The sequence below is a fragment of the Pseudomonas sp. PAMC 29040 genome, from assembly GCF_003994535.1.
In the GTDB taxonomy this organism is placed as follows: Bacteria; Pseudomonadota; Gammaproteobacteria; order Pseudomonadales; family Pseudomonadaceae; genus Aquipseudomonas; species Aquipseudomonas paraversuta.
Window position 1 is genome coordinate 39681 of the sequence record NZ_RZAA01000009.1, and the last position, 18334, is coordinate 58014.

Here is an 18334-nt window from a genome sequence, read left to right on the forward strand (position 1 = left end):
GCGCATAGAGCGCACCAACGCGCAGAAGTTCGGTTTTAAGCCATGTCTGTATGTAACACCTGCGGATTGGCGTGAAAAAACACGCGCTCAACCACCGGGCCGATCGCCACTTCACCGATCTCCACATACCCCTGGCGTTTGTAGAAATCCTGATAATGCGGGTTGCCCGTATCGAGCACCACGCCTTCGGAATGCTCGTCCTCGGCACACCAGTTGTGCACGGCCTCAAGCAACTGTTCGCCATAGTGCAAGCCTTGAAGTTCAGGATGGATGCCCAGCAGTGGCAACATGTGTACCGCGTCGCCGGGCACGCAGGCCAGGACCGCCTGATGATAGTCAAGATAGCGCCGCGTGCAGCGCAACCCCGTGCTCAGCAACATGCGCAACTGCCACGCCCAGCTTTCCGTAATGCCCAGCCGCCGTTGTGGCGGGGCAATCAGGGCAATGCCCACCAGCCGGTCATTGACCAGCAATCCCAGCGCGGGCAGATCCTGCAGGAAATGCTGCTTTACCAACTCGCGAACCGTGGCCCGAACCCGTTGCTCATAGCCCCGGCGCTGCGCCTCAAACAAGTAGCGAAACGTCGGTTCATGCCTGTATGCCTGATAAAGCAGAGAACGCGCTTCCCTGGAATAGCCGCTGTCGAGCATTTGAATCTGGCTGGCGGCGTTCGACGTTTGCGTCATGACGGTCAATCTCCCTGGCGGATGGCGGCACTTCTAGTGAGTACGAGCCCCCGAGGACCACAACAGTTCAATCGTGGCCACGTGCTTCCTACGTTAGCAGCGCATTTGCCGCACTGCACGCAGGCCGCTAACATCGCAGTTTTGCTCAGGACTGCCCGCCCATGAAAATCGTTTCTTTCAACATCAACGGTCTGCGCGCCCGGCCGCATCAGCTGGCAGCGCTGATTGAAAAACACCAACCCGACGTGATCGGCCTGCAAGAAACAAAAGTCCATGACGATCAGTTCCCCCTGGCCGATATCGAAGCACTGGGCTATCACGTGCACTTTCATGGGCAGAAAGGCCATTACGGGGTCGCCCTGCTCTCGCGCCAGGCACCGCTTGAATTGCACAAAGGCTTCGCCGGCGATGAAGAAGATGCCCAGCGGCGCTTTATCTGGGGCACGTTCGCTGACGAGAACGGCCAGCCGGTAACCATCATGAATGGTTATTTCCCACAGGGAGAAAACCGCGATCACCCGACCAAATTCCCTGCCAAGCAACGCTTTTACAGCGACCTGCAACAACTGCTCGAGAGCCAGTTCAGCAACGAGCAGCCATTGATCGTGATGGGCGACATCAATATTTCCCCGCAAGACTGTGACATCGGCATCGGCCCGGACAACGCCAAGCGCTGGCTGAAAACCGGCAAGTGCAGTTTTTTGCCCGAAGAGCGCGAGTGGATGGAACGCCTCAAGGGCTGGGGGCTGGTGGACAGCTTTCGCTACCTGTACCCGGATGTGACTGATCGCTTCAGCTGGTTCGACTATCGCAGCCGTGGTTTCGAAGACGAGCCCAAGCGCGGCCTGCGCATCGACGTCATCCTGGCCTCCCGGGGGCTGGTGCCCCGGATCAAGGCTGCAGGTGTCGACTACGACCTGCGCGCCATGGAAAAGCCTTCGGACCATGCGCCGATCTGGCTGGAATTGAGCTGAACGGGTGCAGCAGCAAGCTCGCCCCTGCAGGGTTATGTGATGAAAATTACAGAACCTGCGGGAGCGGGCCCTGGACCTGTGTCATCGGGCTGAAACACATCTGACTTAAATTGCTGGCATTTCCCTGGGGAAGGTGCCCGTCGATGCTGCGCTTAATGTTGCTATGCCTGTTATGGGCGATAGCCAGTCCGGCCCATGCCGCCGATTTGCGAATTCAGGGTTCAAACACCATTGGTGCCAATCTCGGACCGGCACTGGTGACGGCCATGCTGATACAACAAGGTCTGCACGACGTCCACAACGTCCCTGCATCCCCTCCCAACGAGCACAGCATTGTCGGCACCAATGCGCTGGGGCAACAGGTCCGGGTGGATGTAGCAGCCCACGGCTCCGGCACCGGTTTCACTGCATTAAAGGCAGGGCAAGCGGATTTAGTGGCCTCCTCGCGCCCGATCAAGGATCGGGAACTGGTGGAACTCGAAGCCCTTGGCGACCTGAAAAGCCCCGACGCCGAGCAAGTCATCGCCATCGACGGACTGGCCATTATCCTTCACCCGGGCAACCCGATTTCTCAATTGAATACCGAGCAACTGGCACAGATATTCAGCGGCCAGATCAGTACATGGGACGCTCTGGGCGGTATCCCGGGCCCGATTCATTTATATGCCCGAGATAACCAGTCCGGCACCTGGGAGACCTTTAAAGAGTTGGTGCTGAGCCGTACCGAACATCCGTTAAGCAAGACGGCGCAGCGCTTCGAGTCCAGCGAGCAGCTGTCAGATGTCGTCAGCCATGATCCCCAAGGCATAGGTTTTATCGGTCTGCCTTACATCCGTGGCGCCAAAACCCTGGCCATCGTGGACGGGTCGTCCCAACCGATGCTGCCGCTCAACAGTTTGATTGCCAGCGAAGATTACCCGCTGTCGCGACGCCTGTTCTTTTACCTGCCACCGACCAGCAGCAACCCCTGGGCCCGAGCACTGATTAGCTTCACCCAAAGTGCCCAGGGCCAGGCCATCGTTGCGCAAAACGGTTTTGTCGCCCAAAGGGTCCAGGCCAGCAGCGTGCTTCCCGGCGCGCATATGCCCCGGGACTACCAGACGTTGACCACACAGGCGCAGCGTTTGTCAGTCAATTTCCGTTTTGAGGAAGGCAGTGCATCACTGGACAACAAGGCACGTCAGGACTTGCTGCGGGTGGTCGACTATTTAAAGGCCAATGGCAAGTTGGACCGGCAGGTGACACTGGTGGGTTTTGGCGATGCCAAAGACGACCCCGAACGCGCGCAACTGCTGTCCAAACTCAGAGCCATGGCGGTACGCCGCGAGCTGGTTAAAAGCGCTGTAGTGCTGCGCGAGATCCGGGGTTACGGCGCGCAGATGCCAGTGGCGGCCAATACCGAAGATGAAAGCCGCCTGAAGAATCGCCGGGTTGAAGTGTGGGTTTATTGAACCGGCAGCTGGCTTGCCAGCGATGGCATACCAGCTCCCGCAATAGACAAGCCTCAGGGCTGCAGGGCAGCGTACTTGTCCAGTTCAAACTTGCCCACCGCAGCCCGGTGTACTTCATCCGGCCCGTCGGCCAGACGCAGGGTGCGTTGCATCGCGTACATGTAGGCCAGCGGGAAATCTGCCGAAACCCCGGCGCCACCATGGAGCTGAATGGCCCGATCAATCACCTTCAGTGCTACGTTGGGGGCAATGACCTTGATCTGCGCTATCTCGCTTTTCGCAACTTTATTGCCCGCCACGTCCATCATGTAGGCCGCCTTCAGAGTCAGCAGCCGGGCCATATCAATCTCCATGCGCGAGTCGGCAATCTTGTCGATATTGCCCCCCAGCCGCGCCAGCGGTTTGCCAAAGGCCGTGCGCGCCAGCGAGCGTTTGCACATCAGCTCCAGTGCCCGCTCGGCCATACCAATTGAGCGCATGCAGTGGTGAATGCGCCCCGGGCCAAGGCGGCCCTGGGCAATCTCAAAACCGCGTCCTTCGCCCAGCAAGACGTTTTCGTACGGCACCCTTACATTATCGAACAAGACTTCGGCATGACCGTGGGGTGCATCGTCGTAGCCGAACACCGGCAATGGCCGTACGATTTTCACCCCCGGCGTGTCGACGGGCACCAGGATCATCGAATGTTGTTGATGGCGCGGGTTCCCGGGATTGCTCAGCCCCATGAAAATCAAGATTTTGCAACGCGGGTCACAGGCTCCCGAGGTCCACCATTTGCGGCCATTGATCAGCCACTCATCGCCGTCCCTTACAGCACGGGCTTCCATATTGGTGGCATCGGACGAAGCAACCTCGGGCTCGGTCATGGCAAACGCCGAACGGATCTCGCCACGCAGCAGCGGTTCAAGCCATTGCTGCTTTTGCTGCGCACTGGCGTAGCGCACCAATACTTCCATGTTGCCGGTATCCGGCGCCGAGCAGTTGAAGGGCTCCGGACCGAGCATCGAACGGCCCATGATTTCAGCCAGCGGTGCGTACTCCAGATTCGTCAGCCCGGCGCCCAGGTCCGATTCAGGCAAAAACAGGTTCCACAGCCCTTCAGCCCTGGCCTTGCGTTTCAACTCTTCCATCACAGCCGTTGGCTGCCAGCGATCACCTTCAGCCACTTGCCGGTCGAAAATCGCTTCCGCCGGATACACATGAGCGTCCATAAACGCTGTCACGCGCTCGCGCAGGGCCTGAACTTTCGGGGAATAAGCGAAATCCATGGGTGGCTACCTTTTACCGGGAATAACGAAATGTGATGCCCGATCCTAGAACAGCCACCTACCATTTACCCTGCCTATTTACCGCGTGTATTACCATTCATAAGCAATATATGATTCGCCGCAGTCAACAACTGAACAAGAGCCCCTGGCCATGAATCTGAACAAGGTCGATCTCAATCTGTTTATCGTCTTCGACGCTATCTACACCGAAGCCAATCTGACTCGCGCCGGGCAAATCATCGGTATCACCCAGCCGGCGGTATCCAATGCCCTTGCACGTCTGCGCGAGAGTTTTAACGACCCGCTGTTCGTGCGCACGGCCCAGGGCATGGTGCCGACCCCCATGGCCCAGAACATCATCAGCCCGGTGCGCAGTGCCCTGGCCCTGTTACGTGTGTCCGTCCAGGAAAGTCGTATTTTCAATCCGCTACAAGCCAGTAAAACGTTCCGGATCAGCATGACCGATCTGACCGAGGCGGTGATTTTGCCTCCGCTGTTTCAGCGCTTGCGGCGTCAGGCACCGGCAGTAGTGATCGAAAGTTTTCTTTCCCATCGACGTGAAACCACCAGTGACCTGGCTGCCGGGCGCCTGGATTTTGCCGTGGATGCGCCGCTCAACACCGACCCGCAGGTACGTCACGTCAAATTAATGGAAGACCGCTATGTCTGTGCCATGCGCCAGGGCCATCCATTAGCCAGCAAGCCCGTGATCAGCCTGGATGAATATCTGGCACTGACCCATATCCATATCTCGACCCGCCGCAACGGCCTGGGGGAAGTCGACCTGGCGCTGGGCAAAATGGGCCTGCAGCGCAAGATCACCCTGCGCTCGCAGCACTACCTGATGGCCTCCAATGTGTTGCAACAAACCGACATGGTAATGACCGTACCCGAGCGTTTTGCCCGGCGTCATGCCCTGCACTTTGTCAAATTGCCCCTCAACGAACTGCCCAACGTCGAAACCCATTTGTACTGGCATGAAAGTACCGAGCAAGACCCGGCCAATCGCTGGATGCGTGAGCAACTGATTGAAGTGTGCCGGGAACAAGTCATCCGCGAAAATGAAGCCGGGGCCGCCAGCTTGCTTGACGTAAACGTCAAGCAGCCATTAGCTTAAGGGCATGAATTCTCAAGAGCCCGCCCATGAGCAGCCAGACGTACAGTATTTCCGACCTTGCCCGCGAGCTCGACATCACCACCCGGGCCATCCGCTTTTACGAAGAACAGGGCCTGCTCGCCCCCGAGCGACGCGGCCAGGAACGGGTGTACTCAGCCCGGGACAAAGTCAGCCTGAAATTGATTTTGCGCGGCAAGCGCATCGGCTTTTCACTGGCCGAATGCCGCGAGCTGATCGAGCTTTACGACCCCAGCAGCGGCAATCAAAAACAATTGAACAGCATGCTGGGCAAAATCGCCGAGCGCCGTGAGCAACTGGAACAGCAATTGCTGGACATTCAACAGATGCAGCTTGAACTCGATACGGCTGAAGAGCGTTGCATCCAGGCCCTCGAACAAACCATAAAAAACCTGCCGGCCTCCTGAGGCCCAAGCTCCCCCAGGGCGCATACAAAAATACGGTGAATCCCATGACACTCCCTACCCATGTGCGTCTGATTGAAGTCGGCCCGCGCGACGGCCTGCAAAATGAAGCCCGCCCCATAAGCGTGGCGGACAAGGTGCAACTGGTTGACGCCCTGACGGATGCCGGGCTTGGCTATATAGAGGCCGGTAGTTTTGTCTCGCCCAAGTGGGTGCCGCAAATGGCCGGGTCTGCCGAAGTCTTTGCCCATATCCGGCGCAAGCCCGGTGTGGTCTATGGCGCTCTGGCGCCCAACATGCGCGGGTTTGAAGACGCCATGGCAGCGGGTGTGAAGGAGGTTGCGGTATTTGCCGCTGCGTCCGAGGCCTTCTCCCAACGCAATATCAACTGTTCGGTCAGCGAAAGCCTGGCCCGCTTTGTCCCCATTATCGAGGCCGCCCGGCAACATGGCATCAGTGTGCGCGGCTACGTGTCCTGCGTGCTCGGCTGCCCCTATGAAGGCGACATCGCACCGCAACAGGTCGCAGCAGTGGCACAAGAGCTGTATGCCATGGGCTGTTACGAGGTTTCACTGGGTGACACCATCGGTACCGGCACTCCGACGGCGACACGGACAATGATTGAGGCGGTAAGCGCTCATGTCCCGCGGGAAAAACTCGCCGGGCATTTCCATGACACCTATGGCCAGGCGCTGGTCAATATCTACGCCAGCCTGCAAGAGGGCATCGCGGTGTTTGACAGCTCGATCGCCGGGCTGGGCGGCTGCCCGTATGCCAAGGGCGCCAGCGGCAACGTGGCCACCGAAGACGTGTTGTACATGCTCAACGGCATGGGCATCGAGACCGGGGTCGACCTGGACAAACTGCTGCTGGCCGGCGAACACATTTGCAAGGTACTGGACCGTGTTACCGGCTCCCGGGTAGCAAGGGCGCGCCAAGGGGCATAAGTGTGGCTGAGTGTTACCTCGTCATCCCCCAAACGAGTAACACGGAAACAAACCGGCCTGCTCCGCGGCCGGCTTTTTATTGCCTGAAATCTCAAGCCATTGATTTATAAGGATTTTAAAAAGTTGGCACGGCTCCTGCTATCTCTATGGCATAACAAGAATAAAAATCGCAGCAACATAATAAAAACAATACGAAACGACTCTGACATAACAAAAACAACACGACAGAGACGCAGCTAACAGATTTTTTTGGAGAAGGTTTACTTTTCCGAGGAGCCAAAAGCCACCTCGCAACCGGGCAGAGAATAATAAAACTACCTTCAGGTAGCACCCGCACAGGTTGGATCACAGGTTTGATAGCCGGTGATGAAAGTGGATCAGCGCTCAAAAAAATACGTTTGCTCTTGATCCTGCATGGGGATCGCACAAAACAGCAACAAAGGGCCACGGTTCCAAAAACAACAATAGACCGCCCCTCAATAATAAAAAAAGAGCACGCAACGACATATTAAAGGGGAGCCTCGGCTCCCCTTTGTGTTGTCTGTAATCCCCGTTTTTCTGCAGGAGCGAGCTTGCTTCGCGATGGGGAGGTTGGCGCAACCGTTGCAGTTACGCCGTATTGATCCTGTCGCGAGGCAAGCTCGCTCCCGCAGGGATTTGAGCAAGCCTTAAGGTGTGCCGATTTCCTGAATGCTGATTTCACGCATTTTGAATTTCTGAATCTTGCCGGTCACCGTCATCGGAAACACATCCACAAACTTGAAGTAACGCGGCGTCTTGAAGTGCGCGATGCGCGACTTGCACCAGGTTTGCAGTTCCAGCTCGTTGGCTGTGTGACCCGGATGAAACTTGATCCAGGCGACGATCTCTTCGCCGTACCTGGCATCGGGAATGCCCACCACCTGTACATCTGCCACCGCAGGGTGAGTGAAAAAGAACTCTTCCAGCTCCCGCGGGTAAATGTTTTCACCCCCGCGAATAATCATGTCCTTGTTGCGCCCGACGATGCGCACATAGCCCTGCTCATCCATCTGCGCCAGATCACCGGTATGCATCCAGCCTTCGCTGTCGATTGCCTCGCGGGTGGCCTGCGGGTTGTTCCAGTAGCCCAGCATCACGCTATAGCCCCGGGTACACAACTCACCGATCGCGCCCCGGACCACAACATTACCCTCGGCATCGATCAACTTGTTCTCCAGTTGCGGCTGAGTTCGTCCTACGGTGGTAACGCGCAATTCGAGATCATCCGCAGGCGCGGTCTGTATCGATACCGGACTGGTTTCTGTCATGCCATAGGCGATCTGTACTTCCCCCATGTGCATCTCGCTGATGACCCGGCGCATCACCTCTATCGGGCAAGTGGCTCCGGCCATGATCCCGGTGCGCAGGCTCGACAGGTCAAATTCAGCGCGCTGCGGGTGGTCGAGCATGGCGATGAACATGGTGGGTACACCGTACAGGGCCGTTGCCCGCTCCTGGGCAACGGCTTGCAGGGTCAGGCCAGGGTCAAAGGCTTCACCGGGATAGATCATGGTGGTGCCATGGGTCACGCACCCCAGGTTGCCCATCACCATGCCGAAACAATGATAGAGCGGCACCGGAATCACCAGCCGGTCACTGGATGTCAGGCCCAGGCTTTCGCCAACCATATAGCCATTGTTGAGGATGTTGTGATGGCTGAGGGTGGCACCTTTAGGAAACCCCGTGGTGCCCGAGGTGTACTGAATGTTCACCGCTTGACCGGGCTGCACACTGGCCTGACGCCTGTCGAGTTGTTCGGCATTGACCCCGGCGGCCAGCGTGCTCAGTTGCGACCAGGGTAAAAAGCCTGCAGGTGGCTGTGCATCGAGACTGATGACTCCGCGCAACGCGGTAAAGCTTTCACTCTCCAACTGCCCTGCCGCCGAATCGGCCAGCGCTGGAATCAGCTCCTGGAGCATGGCGTGATAGTTGGAGGTTTTGAACGAGCCGGCACAGACCAGCCACTGACATGCTGACTGTTGAAGGACATATTCCAGTTCAGACAGCCGGTAGGCAGGGTTGATGTTGACCAGAATCACGCCGATTTTGGCGCTGGCGAACTGGCACAGGAACCATTCAACACAGTTCGGTGCCCATACTCCCAGCCGGTCTCCGGGCCGCAAGCCCAATGCCAGCAACCCTCTGGCATGCAGGTCAACGGCTGCTGCCAGCTGAGCCCAGGTGAACCGCTGCTGTTGATGGCAGACCACCAGCGCGTCGTTGCCGGCATAACGGGCGGCCGTTTGATCGAACGCCTGACCGATGGTCATCGCCAGCAACGCTTTGTCCTGCGGACCCTGGCTGTAACTGGGGACAGATGGTGACTTCATGAAAACTCCTCTTGTGATTGTTTTGGGAGCATGAGTACGCCGCCTGCAGGCGGCATCTCGATTGAAGAGCAAGAATGACTCTGCCTCAAGTTGACGTTAACGTAAAGGTCATTGACAGCTATCTACGCCAGGCTTACGTTAACGTAAAGCTTACCCATGGCGACGCAGCAAACGCCTCCCTATAAGAACAACGTACAAGGTGCCCCATGAGCTATCCGACTTTGAACTTCGCCCTTGGCGAAACCATCGACATGTTGCGCGATCAGGTGCAGGCCTTCGTTGCAGCAGAGCTGGCGCCACGGGCGGCGCAGATCGACAAGGACAACCTGTTCCCGGCGGATATGTGGCGCAAGTTCGGTGACATGGGCCTGCTGGGCATCACTGTTGCAGAAGAGTACGGCGGTACCGGGCTGAGCTATCTGGCCCACGTGGTGGCAATGGAAGAAATCAGCCGCGGCTCAGCCTCGGTCGCCCTCTCCTATGGCGCCCACTCCAACCTCTGCGTCAACCAGATCAACCGCAACGGCAGCCACGCACAGAAACTCAAGTACCTGCCCAAACTGATCAGCGGCGAACACGTCGGAGCCCTGGCCATGAGTGAGCCGAACGCTGGCTCCGATGTGGTTTCGATGAAGCTGCGTGCCGACAAGCGTGGCGACCACTTTGTGCTGAACGGCAGTAAAACCTGGATCACCAACGGCCCGGATGCCGATACCTACGTGATCTACGCCAAAACCGATATCGAAAAAAATGCCCATGGCATCAGTGCATTCATTGTCGAACGTGACTGGAAAGGCTTCAGCCGCAGCAAGCATTTCGACAAGCTCGGCATGCGCGGTTCGAACACTGGCGAACTGTTTTTCGATGATGTGCAAGTCCCGCAGGAAAACCTGCTGGGCCCTCTGAACGCCGGGGTGAAAGTCCTGATGAGCGGCCTGGACTACGAACGTGTGGTGCTCTCGGGTGGGCCCACCGGGATCATGCAAGCCTGCATGGATCTGGTGGTGCCTTATATCCACGACCGCAAACAGTTTGGCCAGAGCATCGGCGAGTTTCAGTTGATTCAGGGCAAAGTCGCCGACATGTATACCCAGCTCAATGCCAGCCGCGCTTATCTGTACGCGGTGGCGGCCGCCTGCGAACGTGGCGAAACCACGCGCAAGGATGCAGCCGGGGTGATTTTGTACAGCGCTGAACGTGCCACCCAAATGGCCCTCGACGCGATCCAGATTCTGGGCGGCAACGGTTATATCAATGAATTCCCAGCCGGACGCCTGTTGCGCGACGCCAAGCTGTATGAAATCGGCGCGGGCACCAGCGAGATCCGTCGCATGCTGATTGGCCGCGAACTGTTTAACGAAACTCGCTAAGGAGCGCGCATGTCCATTCTGCACACGACAATCAACCCGCGTTCGGCCGAATTCCTGACCAATCGTGACGCCATGCTCAAACAGGTTGAGGCCCTGCACACCCTGCTCAACCAGGTACAGCAAGGTGGCGGCGCCAAGGCCCAGGAGCGCCATACCTCCCGTGGCAAACTCCTGCCCCGAGAGCGCATTGATCGCTTGCTGGACAGCGGCTCTGCGTTTCTCGAACTCAGTCAACTGGCCGCTTACGGTGTATACGGCGAAGACGTCCCGGCGGCCGGAATAATCGCCGGTATCGGTCGTGTTGAAGGCGTGGAATGCATGATTGTGGCCAACGACGCCACGGTCAAAGGGGGCTCGTACTACCCGCTAACGGTAAAAAAACACTTACGGGCGCAGACCATTGCCGAGCAAAACCGCCTGCCGTGCATCTATCTGGTGGACTCTGGCGGCGCCAACCTGCCGCGTCAGGATGAAGTGTTCCCGGACCGTGAACACTTCGGCCGGATCTTCTTCAATCAGGCCAATATGAGCGCGGCCGGCATCCCGCAAATCGCAGTGGTGATGGGCTCCTGCACGGCGGGTGGCGCGTATGTACCGGCCATGGCTGACGAAGCAATCATGGTGCGCCAGCAGGCGACGATTTTCCTGGCCGGCCCGCCGCTGGTGAAAGCCGCCACCGGCGAAGTGGTCAGTGCCGAGGACCTGGGCGGTGCCGATGTGCACTGCAAAATTTCAGGAGTGGCCGACCATTACGCCGAAAGTGATGAGCACGCCCTGGCCCTCGCGCGGCGCAGCGTAGCCAACCTCAATTGGCGCAAGCATGGCCAGTTGCAACAGCGGCTAGCGCAGGCACCGCTGTACAACTGCGAAGAGCTGTATGGCATCGTGCCTGCCGACGCCAAGCAGCCCTTTGATGTACGCGAAGTGATCGCGCGTCTGGTGGACGGCTCGGTATTCGATGAGTTCAAAGCCCTGTTCGGCACCACCCTGGTGTGCGGCTTTGCCCATTTACACGGTTACCCGGTGGCGATTCTGGCCAACAACGGCATCCTGTTTGCCGAAGCGGCACAAAAAGGCGCGCACTTTATTGAGCTGGCATGCCAGCGCGGTATTCCGTTGATTTTTCTGCAAAACATCACCGGTTTTATGGTCGGGCAAAAATACGAAGCCGGCGGCATTGCCAAACACGGCGCCAAACTGGTGACTGCAGTCGCCTGCGCCAAGGTCCCCAAATTTACCGTGATCATCGGCGGCAGCTTTGGCGCCGGTAACTACGGCATGTGTGGCCGTGCCTATGACCCGCGCTTTCTGTGGATGTGGCCAAACGCCCGGATCGGCGTAATGGGCGCCGAACAGGCCGCCGGGGTACTGGTACAAGTCAAGCGCGAGCAGGCCGAACGCAACGGCCTGGTATTTTCCAGCCAGGAAGAAGCCGCAATCAAGCAACCGATCCTTGACCAGTACGAGCATCAGGGCCACCCCTACTACTCCAGCGCCCGCTTGTGGGATGACGGCGTAATCGACCCGGCGCAAACCCGTGATGTATTGGCGCTGGGCTTGTCGGCGGCGTTGAACGCTCCGATCGAAGCCACGCGCTTTGGTGTGTTTCGCATGTAACCCGCCCGGTGCCTGCAACGCTGGCGAGCCAGCGCCCACATCCATTTAAGGACTGACGGACATGATCGATTTCAACACCCTGGAACTGCACAACGACCCCCGGGGCTTTGCCACCCTGTGGTTGAGTCGCGAGCAAAAGAACAATGCCTTCAATGCCGAGATGATCCGCGAACTGATCCTCGCCCTGGACACCGTGCAAGGCGATCCGGCCCTGCGCTTTCTGGTGCTGCGCGGACGGGGCAAGCATTTCAGTGCCGGCGCCGACCTTGCCTGGATGCAACAGTCAGCCGAGCTCGATTATCACACCAACCTCGATGACGCCCGGCACCTGGCTGAACTGATGTACAACCTGGCCAAGCTGAAAATCCCGACCATAGCGGTGGTGCAAGGCGCAGCCTACGGCGGTGCCCTGGGCCTGATCAGTGCTTGCGACATGGCCATCGGCAGCGAGGATGCGCAGTTCTGTCTGTCCGAAGTCCGAATCGGCCTGGCGCCGGCCGTGATCAGTCCGTTCGTGGTACAGGCCATCGGCGAGCGCGCTGCACGCCGTTATGCCCTGACTGCGGAACGCTTCAGCGGTGAGCGTGCCCGTGAACTGGGGCTGCTCTCTGAGTGTTATCCCGGCGCCGAGCTTGAACGGCAAGTCGCCCTCTGGACCGACAACTTGCTGCTCAATAGCCCGCAGGCCATGCGTTCGTGCAAGGATCTGCTGCGCGAAGTCAGCCATGGAGCCACCACTACGGCCATTCGCCGCTACTGCGAAAACTCCATTGCCCGAATCCGGGTCAGCCCCGAAGGCCAGGAAGGCTTGCGCGCCTTTCTGCAAAAACGTGCGCCAAGCTGGCAGACCGACACCTCGTCCCGGGAGCCACGCCCATGAGCGCGCTTCAGATTACGTCTGTACTGGTGGCCAACCGGGGCGAAATTGCCTGCCGCGTGATGCGCACGGCCAAGTCTTTGGGCCTGACCACCGTAGCTGTCCACAGCGCCACCGACCGTGACGCACGGCATTGCCGCGAGGCTGATATCTGCGTCGATCTTGGGGGCAGCAAGGCCGCCGACAGCTACCTGAAAATCGACAAGATCATTGCTGCGGCTAAAGCCAGCGGGGCACAGGCGATTCATCCGGGCTATGGATTCTTGTCCGAAAACGCCGGTTTCGCACGCGCCATCGAGGACGCCGGACTGATCTTTCTCGGCCCCCCGGCTGCGGCGATTGATGCCATGGGCAGTAAATCGGCAGCCAAGGCGTTGATGGAAATTGCCGGGGTGCCGCTGGTGCCGGGCTACCACGGTGAAGCGCAGGATCTGGAAACCTTCCGCGCCGCAGCTGAGCACATCGGTTATCCGGTGTTGCTCAAGGCCACGGCCGGTGGCGGCGGCAAAGGCATGAAAGTGGTCGAGGACGTCAGCGAACTGGCCGAAGCCCTGGCCTCGGCGCAACGTGAAGCGCTGTCCTCGTTTGGCGATGCGCGCATGCTGGTGGAAAAGTATGTACTCAAGCCACGTCACGTGGAGATCCAGATTTTTGCCGACCGCCACGGTAACTGCCTGTACCTCAATGAGCGCGACTGCTCGATTCAGCGCCGTCATCAAAAGGTGGTTGAAGAAGCGCCGGCCCCGGGCCTCAGTATTGAACAACGCCGGGCCATGGGCGAGTCCGCGGTACGGGCGGCGCAGGCCATCGGTTATGTCGGCGCCGGCACCGTGGAGTTTTTGCTGGATGCACGGGGCGAGTTCTTCTTCATGGAGATGAACACCCGCCTGCAAGTGGAGCATCCGGTAACCGAAGCCATCACCGGACTGGATCTGGTGGCCTGGCAAATCCGCGTGGCCCGCGGTGAGGCGCTCCCCATCAGTCAGTCTGAAGTGCCTTTGCGCGGCCATGCGATTGAAGTACGCCTGTATGCCGAAGACCCGGGCAATGATTTTCTGCCGCAAACAGGACGTCTCGAGGTGTACCGCGAATCTGCCGCCGGGCCGGGGCGCCGGGTCGACAGCGGGGTCAGTGAAGGGGACGAAATTTCACCGTTCTACGATCCGATGCTGGGCAAGTTGATTGCATGGGGCGAAGACCGCGAACAGGCGCGCCTGCGGCTGCTCGCAATGCTTGATGAGTTCGCCATTGGCGGTTTGAAAACCAACCTGGCTTTTTTACGCCGCATCATCGCTCATCCGGCCTTCGCTGCAGCCGAACTGGATACGGGATTCATCCCCCGTTACCAGGAGCAATTACTGCCAGCCACCCTGCCTTTACCTGCAGCATTTTGGTCCGCCGCGGGTGAAGCATTTCATCAGAGCCAGACATCCCAGGTGCGCGAAGATGACCCAGCCTCGCCCTGGGCCATCCGCAACGGCTTTCGCAACGGCCTGCCCCCGCAGACCCTGCTGGCCTTGAGTTGCAACGGCGAGCAGCAGGTCGTCAACCTCCACACGCCGTCAGCGGTGTTGCGCGACGAGCAATTGCTGATTGAACAGAACGGTGTGCGTCGCCAGCATCTGGCAATTCGCCGCGCAGAGACGCTCTACCTGCGCTGGGACGGCGAGTTGCATAGCGTCAGGGTCTATGACCCGATTGCCGCGGCAGGTGCCAGTCATGCCCAGACAGGTGGTTTGAGCGCCCCCATGAACGGCAGCATTGTGCGCATCCTGGTTGAAACCGGACAGACTGTCGAAGCCGGTACCCAATTGGTGGTGCTGGAGGCCATGAAAATGGAGCACAGCCTGCGGGCGCCCCACGACGGTGTGGTAACAGCGCTGTTTTGTCAGGAAGGCGAAATGGTCAGCGAAGGTACGGTGCTGGTTGAACTGACGTAGAAGCAACAGCCAAAAAAGGCGGCCCTTTTTCAGGGGGCCGCCTTTTTTGGTTTCTAGAACTTGGCAGTGGCCTGTACTACCACTCCGATAACCCGGCAATGCTCATCAAACACTGTCTTGGGATAGGTCGGGTTCAGCGGCTTGAGATAGCGCTGGCCGCTCTCTTCAATCAACTGCCGGAAGGTGGCCTCTTCAGTGCCCGGAATGCGTGCGATCACCATTTTTCCCGGTTCGGGATCAATATCGGGATCCACCAGAATCATCATCCCTTGTGCAACGCTGATTCCTATCGGAGCGGTCATGGCATCGCCCCGCACTTGCAACCAGAACGCAGCACCTTTGGCGTAATGATCGCTGACCTCGAACACCTCGCCGGGTTGGTAGCCGGCCTCTCGGGCCTGCTCGTTGACCTGCCCCGCCGTCACCCAATTACTGACCGGATAACGAAAAGCAGAAGTGATGTCGTAGGAGCATTCGTTAGCAGCAGACTCATCCGCTGCAGCGCTGCGCTCGCGGATGACCAGGGCAATTTCCAGATGCTCCAGCCCCAGGGCGTGCAGCACTTTGTTCATTGTCGGCAAGTCGGGTTGACGGCGTTTATTGAGCCAATGACCGACACCGCCCTGGGAAGCCCCGACGCGTTCGGCTAGTTTTTCCTGCGTGAGCTTGAGCTCGCGCAATTTGGTTCTGACTAAAGCGATCCATTTATCCATCAGCCGAACAATACGGATTGAACTCGAGGCAACAATACACATTCTGTATTATTTATACCAATAATATAAATACCTTATGTACTAATCTGCTAATGGCTGATTCGATTAATCTTAGAGCGCAGGTAAATCATGACTCCCATAACAAAAATAACCCCGGAAACCGAGATTGAAATCGAGCTCGAAACCTTCAAGGACAGTGCCGCAACCCAGCGTGCACTCGACTATTATTTGAAACCGGCTGTTTCTCAGCACTATTTCGAGAAAAAACTGTTCATCGTACGCAGCGATCTGAGCCAGGAAGAAGCGCTGGTCAATGCATCAGATTTTCTGCGCTGTGCAATCGCTACCGCCCAGGGCGCAGCTGAAAGCCAGCAAGGCTCTCATCGCGACCTGTTCCTGAGCGTGGCGCACTGCGTCGAATCGGCCAAGATGCTGTTGGACAAAGCACTGGACGTGCAACAAGTCTCAGCGCGCTGAGAGACCAAAAGCCCCTGGCCAGTCCAGCTGGACCGGCTGGAATTTCGGTATGCCAGAGGCGCGACTCACAATGGAGGCACCGGCCCCATGAGCCAACGCCGCTCAATCAAGGGATCAGGCGTGTAGCCTCTGCTTTGCCGCGCAGTAAGATCTGACGCAATGGCTGACGTACTTGTTAAGGCGCCCCCCTGCAGTACACCCAGGACACATCAATAATTGCGCGCCCATTGATTACCTGGTCCGGCGCATGCAGCCCATCGCACCGCCACAACCCTTCGGTATGCCTGCTCACGGTGATGAGCGATGACATCGACAGGGCGATCACTGGTTGTACAAGCTTCAGGTTCAGCAGGCACAGCCACGTATCGCATTGGGCCAGGTCAAACCATCACGGTGTTGCTGCTGGGGTAAAAAAATTTCTGGCCCTAAAGGCCTGAGATAGAGGGGTCTAGCGGGGAATGAGCGGGGAAACCAGGACAAAGCAAGGAAAACAGCTTGACCTGCAAATAAGAATGATTATTATTGCACTTAGCTGGTCGCGAGATCAGTCGATAATTCAAGGAACCTTAGGTCGGTTTTTTGAATTAGCTCCTCATCAGGCTAATCACGGTTATTTGACCCGGCTTCTGGCCGGGTCTTTTTTTTTGCGGCCAGTTATCTGGCTCTGCGTGCTTCAGGCTAATGAAGTCTGGTGTGCGGCCGGTTTTTTTCGGTGACCGCTACGATGCGGGCGATGATAGCAAAAGAACATCGACCAACGGAAGCCTGAAGTCCCGAAACAACGGCCGTTACGGCAAGTTAGCACTTGAGAATCACTCGCAAATACACTATCGTGGCGCTGCGTCAAGGATGACGCCCCCCCTCCCTTCTCCCCGCTTCCCGTTCTCCAAAATTCCGTATTGGCCCGGCGCCGTTGCGATGTAAAGTAACGCCCACAATTATCAGATTCCGGGACTTTGACGATGACCGTGGCGCCCTCTTCCGTTCGCATCAGCAGTGACTTTGACAGCGGCAACATTCAGGTGCTGGATGCCAGTGACCCGCTGCACCTCAAGCTTGCGATCAAGCCCGATACCCGCAGCCCGCACTTTCAATGGTTCCACTTCAAGGCCGAAGGCCTGATACCCGGCCAGACCCACCATTTTCAGTTGAGCAACGCCAGCCAGTCCTCTTACAACAAAGCATGGGATGGCTACCAGGCCGTGGCGTCCTATGATCACGAAACCTGGTTCCGCGTTCCCACCGAGTTCGACGGCAAAGCCTTGAATTTCAGCGTGCAGGCCGAGCACCCAGTCATCTGGTTTGCTTACTTCGAACCCTACAGCCGCGAGCGTCATGATCTGTTGATCAAGAATGCACTCCAATGGTCGGGCTGCGAACTGCTGGCAGTCGGTAAAAGTGTTGAAGGTCGCGACATCCAGCTCTTGCGCAAGGGCAATGGCGCCAGCCACAAACGCAAGATATGGATCATTGCCCAGCAGCACCCCGGTGAGCATATGGCCGAGTGGTTCATGCAGGGAGTCCTTGAGCGCCTGGAACAGGGCAGCGACCCGCAGCTGCGCAAGCTACTGGACTTCGCCGACCTGTACCTGATCCCCAATATGAATCCGGACGGCGCGTTCCACGGCCATTTGCGGACCAACGCCAACGGCCAGGACCTGAACCGGGCCTGGCAAAACACCGACCCGAACGTAAGCCCTGAGGTGTTCTTCGCTCTGGAGCAAATGACCCGATACGGGGTGGACCTGTTTCTGGATATTCACGGGGACGAAGAAATCCCTTATGTGTTCACTGCAGGCTGCGAGGGCAACCCGGGGTACACCGAGCGCCTGGCGACCCTGGAAGAGCGTTTCCGCACTCATCTGAGTAACCTGACCCCTGACTTCCAGACGACCCACGGCTACACCCGGGACGAACCCGGCCTTGCCAATATGACCCTGGCCTGCAACAGCGTCGGCCAGCGCTTTGACTGCCTGTCGCTGACCCTTGAGATGCCGTTCAAGGACAACAACGATGCACCGCAGCCACAAACCGGCTGGGACGGTAAACGCTCCATGCAACTGGGCAAGAGTGTGCTCAGCACCTTGTCGGACATGGTTCGCGAGTTGCGCTAAACCCGGAGTA

15 protein-coding genes are annotated in these 18334 nt (G+C 58.2%); 11 read left to right on the forward strand and 4 right to left on the reverse strand.

Annotation, left to right across the window (positions count from 1 at the left end):
* Nucleotides 1-35: 35 nt before the first annotated feature.
* Nucleotides 36-686 carry a GNAT family N-acetyltransferase gene (locus tag WG29040_RS16765; protein ID WP_003441424.1) on the reverse strand — a complete coding sequence of 217 codons (651 nt, stop codon included), beginning with the start codon at nucleotides 684-686 and terminating at the stop codon, nucleotides 36-38.
* A 161-nt stretch (nucleotides 687-847) separates the two neighbouring features.
* Between WG29040_RS16765 and xthA the strand changes: the two genes are divergently transcribed.
* Both xthA and WG29040_RS16775 read left to right on the forward strand, forming a co-directional pair.
* A complete protein-coding gene (gene xthA, locus WG29040_RS16770) occupies nucleotides 848-1660 on the forward strand; it encodes an exodeoxyribonuclease III (RefSeq protein ID WP_003441423.1) in 813 nt (270 codons plus the stop codon).
* 143 nt (nucleotides 1661-1803) lie between these two features.
* Nucleotides 1804-3111 carry a substrate-binding domain-containing protein gene (locus WG29040_RS16775; protein WP_127196562.1) on the forward strand — a complete coding sequence of 436 codons (1308 nt, stop codon included), beginning with the start codon at nucleotides 1804-1806 and terminating at the stop codon, nucleotides 3109-3111.
* A gap of 53 nt (nucleotides 3112-3164) precedes the next feature.
* On the opposite strand, the gene WG29040_RS16780 is transcribed toward WG29040_RS16775, so the two are convergent.
* Nucleotides 3165-4379: an acyl-CoA dehydrogenase gene (locus tag WG29040_RS16780; RefSeq protein WP_003441421.1), complete on the reverse strand. Its 1215-nt coding sequence runs from the start codon at nucleotides 4377-4379 to the stop codon at nucleotides 3165-3167.
* A gap of 151 nt (nucleotides 4380-4530) precedes the next feature.
* On the opposite strand from WG29040_RS16780, the gene WG29040_RS16785 reads away from it, so the two are divergent.
* From WG29040_RS16785 to WG29040_RS16795, 3 genes are read left to right on the forward strand one after another with little or no spacing between them, the layout of a single operon-like run.
* Nucleotides 4531-5496 (forward strand): LysR family transcriptional regulator, encoded by a 966-nt coding sequence (locus tag WG29040_RS16785; protein WP_127196563.1) that lies wholly within the window; start codon nucleotides 4531-4533, stop codon nucleotides 5494-5496.
* Nucleotides 5497-5522: 26 nt separating this feature from the next.
* Nucleotides 5523-5921: a MerR family DNA-binding transcriptional regulator gene (locus tag WG29040_RS16790; RefSeq protein ID WP_003441419.1), complete on the forward strand. Its 399-nt coding sequence runs from the start codon at nucleotides 5523-5525 to the stop codon at nucleotides 5919-5921.
* A 44-nt stretch (nucleotides 5922-5965) separates the two neighbouring features.
* On the forward strand, nucleotides 5966-6865 hold the full coding sequence (locus tag WG29040_RS16795; RefSeq protein WP_003441418.1) for a hydroxymethylglutaryl-CoA lyase: 900 nt from the start codon (nucleotides 5966-5968) through the stop codon (nucleotides 6863-6865).
* 668 nt (nucleotides 6866-7533) lie between these two features.
* Here the strand turns inward: WG29040_RS16795 and WG29040_RS16800 are convergent.
* Nucleotides 7534-9216: an AMP-binding protein gene (locus WG29040_RS16800; protein WP_003441417.1), complete on the reverse strand. Its 1683-nt coding sequence runs from the start codon at nucleotides 9214-9216 to the stop codon at nucleotides 7534-7536.
* A 206-nt stretch (nucleotides 9217-9422) separates the two neighbouring features.
* Between WG29040_RS16800 and WG29040_RS16805 the strand changes: the two genes are divergently transcribed.
* The 4 genes from WG29040_RS16805 to WG29040_RS16820 all read left to right on the forward strand — a co-directional run bounded on the left by WG29040_RS16805 (nucleotide 9423) and on the right by WG29040_RS16820 (nucleotide 15020).
* Nucleotides 9423-10586, forward strand: a complete 1164-nt coding sequence (locus tag WG29040_RS16805; protein ID WP_003441416.1) for an isovaleryl-CoA dehydrogenase — start codon at nucleotides 9423-9425, stop codon at nucleotides 10584-10586.
* Between the two features lie 9 nt (nucleotides 10587-10595).
* Nucleotides 10596-12203: a carboxyl transferase domain-containing protein gene (locus WG29040_RS16810; RefSeq protein WP_003441415.1), complete on the forward strand. Its 1608-nt coding sequence runs from the start codon at nucleotides 10596-10598 to the stop codon at nucleotides 12201-12203.
* A gap of 61 nt (nucleotides 12204-12264) precedes the next feature.
* Entirely contained in the window at nucleotides 12265-13083 is an 819-nt protein-coding gene (locus WG29040_RS16815; protein ID WP_003441413.1) for a gamma-carboxygeranoyl-CoA hydratase, read from the forward strand.
* Nucleotides 13080-15020: an acetyl/propionyl/methylcrotonyl-CoA carboxylase subunit alpha gene (locus WG29040_RS16820; RefSeq protein ID WP_127196564.1), complete on the forward strand. Its 1941-nt coding sequence runs from the start codon at nucleotides 13080-13082 to the stop codon at nucleotides 15018-15020. The genes WG29040_RS16815 and WG29040_RS16820 overlap by 4 nt, the downstream gene beginning before the upstream one ends.
* 53 nt (nucleotides 15021-15073) lie before the next feature.
* On the opposite strand, the gene WG29040_RS16825 is transcribed toward WG29040_RS16820, so the two are convergent.
* Nucleotides 15074-15733 carry a LexA family transcriptional regulator gene (locus WG29040_RS16825; protein ID WP_010655820.1) on the reverse strand — a complete coding sequence of 220 codons (660 nt, stop codon included), beginning with the start codon at nucleotides 15731-15733 and terminating at the stop codon, nucleotides 15074-15076.
* A 129-nt stretch (nucleotides 15734-15862) separates the two neighbouring features.
* Between WG29040_RS16825 and WG29040_RS16830 the strand changes: the two genes are divergently transcribed.
* Both WG29040_RS16830 and WG29040_RS16835 read left to right on the forward strand, forming a co-directional pair.
* Nucleotides 15863-16210 carry a DUF6124 family protein gene (locus WG29040_RS16830; RefSeq protein WP_003441410.1) on the forward strand — a complete coding sequence of 116 codons (348 nt, stop codon included), beginning with the start codon at nucleotides 15863-15865 and terminating at the stop codon, nucleotides 16208-16210.
* A gap of 962 nt (nucleotides 16211-17172) precedes the next feature.
* Nucleotides 17173-18324 (forward strand): M14-type cytosolic carboxypeptidase, encoded by a 1152-nt coding sequence (locus WG29040_RS16835; protein WP_003441409.1) that lies wholly within the window; start codon nucleotides 17173-17175, stop codon nucleotides 18322-18324.
* The last annotated feature ends 10 nt before the right edge of the window (nucleotides 18325-18334 follow it).